Raw genomic sequence first — 3,211 nt, forward strand, 5'->3', positions numbered from 1 at the left:
CGCCCCATGTCGCGGTTCAGCCGCGCGAGGATGGCAAGCGAGACCAGCAGCAGAACCACCAGCCCCGTGGTGACCAGTACAAGCCGCGTGAGCAGTTCCACCACCCTATCGCGCTGGTGATCGGCATCGACCGCCAGCAACTGCACCCCGCCCAGCGCCATCGCGCGGAAGGGCGCGCGCAAGTCACCCATCGACCCACGCAGCGCCGGCAGCGCGTTCAGCGGCACGCCGGTCAGCTCCAGCTCGCCCGTGATCCAGATCGTCGTGGTTCTGATCGTCTCGGCGGGCAGCACGCGCAGCATGTCCAGGTCGAAGACGGCCGCCGTGCCCTCATTGGCGACCGCGATGTCGCCGGTCACCGTCAGCACGACCGGGCCCGACGGAAACGGCAGGGGCGCGGGATGAAGCTGCGGAAGTGGTTAAACCGTTTCCAGCGGCGAAACACGGACAGGAAAACTAAAATTTCCGAAGTTCCTGTTTCGAGAAACGCTGCAATCAAGGCCGCGCCGCGGCGTTACGCTGACGATGCGGGCACGAATCATTCCCCAATCGGAGCATGTCCCGGCTCAGGCGCCCTTGACGATGCCCTCGTCGAACAGCCGCGCGATCTCGCCACCCGGCAGGCCCGCGACATCGGCCAGGATTTCCTCGGTATGCTGGCCCAGAAGCGGCGCGGGCGCCGGGGGCTCGCGGCCTGCGGCGGAAAACGCGAAAGGCGAGCCAGGCACCGGGTAGCGGCCGATGCCCGGCTGGTCGATCTCGGCAAAGATCGGATTCTGGAGCGAGAAATCGGGGTCTTCGGCAAGCGCGCGGGCGAAGCTGCGGAACAGCGACCAGGTCACGCCCGCCTTGTCGAAGGCCGCGCCGAACTCGGCCACGCGGTTCGCGGCGAACCAGGGCGCCAGGATCGCGGTGATCCGCGCCCGGTGCAGCCAGCGCGCGCCCTCGTCGGCAAGGCTGGTGCCCAGTTCCGCCTCAAGCGCCGCGATCGCCGCGCCGCTGCCCGTCACCTCGACCAGCCCGCGCCATTGCCGGTCGGTCAGCCCGATCACCATCACCCGCTCGCCATCGGCACAGACGAAGTCCTGCCCATAGGCGCCGTAAAGCGCGTTGCCGTTTTTCGGCCGGTCGACGCCGTTCACCGCCACCTCGCCGATGATGCCGAGATTGCCCAGCATCGCCGCGGCGACATCCTTCAGCGTGATCTCGACCGACTGGCCCTGCCCGGTGCGAAGCCGGTGGCGTTCCGCCGCCAGCAGACCCGTGACCGCCATGTTGCCCGCGATGCAATCCCAGGCGGGCAGCACATGGGCGACGGGATCGGCGCTGCCCTCGGGGCCGGTCGCGTCGGGAAAGCCCACCGCGGGGTTCACCGTGTAATCGACAGCCGGGTGGCCATGGCGGTCGCCCAGCAGCGTGACCATGACCAGATCGGGGCGGCGGATCGAGAGCGTCTCGTGATCCATCCAGCCGCGCACGCGAAGATTGGTCAGGAACAGGCCCGCATCCGGCCCCGGGGCGCAGATGATCTCGGTGATGATCTCGCGCCCGCGCGGGTGGCGCATGTCGATCGCGATCGAGCGCTTGCCCTTGTTGAGCCCGGCCCAGAACAGGCTTTTGCCGTCCTGCGTGACCGGCCAGCGGTGGTGGTCAAGCCCGCCCTCCAGCCGGTCGAAGCGAATCACGTCCGCGCCCATCTGCGCCAGCGTCATCCCCGCAAGCGGGATCGCCACGAAGGCCGAACCCTCGACCACGCGCATACCCTTGAGAACACCCATCACGCCACCTCCAGCCGGGCCTGAAGACATTGATGCCCCGAAGGCGTGCCGGTGCAAATCTCTACCGCACCATCCTCGGTGCGGGTGCCGATCAGGCGCATGTCCTCGTCGGCGAACATCGGATGCACCCCGCGGAACCGGAAGGCGCGCGGCGCACCGCCCACATGGCGCAGCCCCGCCTCCATCACCAGGCTGGCCTGCATCGGGCCATGCACGACAAGGGCGGGATATTTCTCGACCTCGCGGGCATAGGGCAGGTCGTAATGGATGCGGTGGGCGTTGTAGGTGGCCGCCGAATAGCGGAACAGCCGCGCCTCGTTCACCGCCACGCGCTCGTCGAATGCGGGCGCTTCGGGCAGGGGCAGTTTCCTGGGGGGCGTGAACGTCTCGGGGATGTCCAGGTAGACGATGTCCTGTTCTTCCTCGATCAGCCCGCCCGCCGCGCCCTCGATCCGGTGGCCGACGCGCACGAAGACCATCGGGCCGGTCGCGCCCTGCTTTTCGTCCACCGCCAGGATCTCCGAGCGCTTGTGCAATTCCTCGCCAATGCTGAACCCGCCCTCGAAGCGCAGCCGCCCGCCTGCCCACATCCGCCGCGCATAGGGCAAGGGCGGCAGGAAGCCGCCCAGCCGCGGATGGCCATCGGTGCCGAGTTCCGACAGCGGCACGAATTCGGGAAAGGCCGCCCAGTGCCAGAGCGGCGGCATCGGCGCACCGGGCGCCAGATCGGGCACGGGGGCTGCGGCATGGCCCAGCGCTCCGGCAAGCATCCCGGCCAGATCAGCCGTCAGGCAACCCGTCCGCGTCTCGGTCCGCCCGATCCAGTCCTGTTGCCTTGCCTCGGCCATCGTCATCCGCACTGTCCCCTGTCTGTCCCTGTCCCCGCCCCCGTGCGCCTGCACGCCGGACATGTCGCGATGATATGGAAGCGGGCCGCCCATGATCAAGCGAGCGGAGGTGAAGCCAATGCGCCCGTTGCCCATGCAGGTCAAGGGGCCGTGCCCCGAATCCCGGCTTGCCAGAATCCGGGGACAGGGCGCAGGATGAGGATGCAACCCACAAGAGAAGGGAGCCGTCCCATGCCCACCGCGCTTGGCAAGCTTCGCGGACGCGACACGCATTTCAGCGAGGCCCTGGAGCGGGCGCGCGATGTGCTGGACCATTTCACCCGGCCCGCCACGACCGGGGCCGAAGCAGGCGATGCGGGCTTCGTGACCTTCGAGCTGGGCGAAGCAATGGCGGGGCTTGACCGGGGCGAGGAGGAAAGCGCCTTTGCCCCGCGCGGCGGTCGAGGCGATCGTACGCAGCACGCTGCGGCCGTCCTTCTACATGTCCCGCGACAGGATCCTCAGTGCGCGCGAGGGGCTGTCGGACATCGCCCGGCAATTGATGGAGGGGATGGATCTCGATTTCGACGACCGCGATCTGTTCGA

General features: G+C 68.5%; 2 protein-coding genes and 1 pseudogene. All 3 read right to left on the reverse strand.

Annotation, left to right across the window (positions count from 1 at the left end):
* Positions 1-368: pseudogene (locus ENN83_RS15060) on the reverse strand (hypothetical protein); the annotation flags it as partial.
* Between the two features lie 198 nt (positions 369-566).
* Positions 567-1,781: a CoA transferase gene (locus tag ENN83_RS15065; protein WP_287188355.1), complete on the reverse strand. Its 1,215-nt coding sequence runs from the start codon at positions 1,779-1,781 to the stop codon at positions 567-569.
* The gene (locus ENN83_RS15070; RefSeq protein WP_287188357.1) at positions 1,778-2,632 is read right to left on the reverse strand and encodes an FAS1-like dehydratase domain-containing protein; all 855 of its coding nucleotides are present in this window, start codon (positions 2,630-2,632) and stop codon (positions 1,778-1,780) included. The genes ENN83_RS15065 and ENN83_RS15070 overlap by 4 nt, the downstream gene beginning before the upstream one ends.
* Positions 2,633-3,211: the final 579 nt, after the last annotated feature.

This window comes from Rhodovulum sp. (assembly GCF_011048875.1).
Classification (GTDB): domain Bacteria; phylum Pseudomonadota; class Alphaproteobacteria; order Rhodobacterales; family Rhodobacteraceae; genus Rhodovulum; species Rhodovulum tesquicola.

Bases quoted from the DNA above. Each gene is read 5' to 3' on its own strand.
- ENN83_RS15070 (WP_287188357.1), bottom strand. From the start codon at position 2,632: ATGACGATGGCCGAGGCAAGGCAACAGGACTGGATCGGGCGGACCGAG.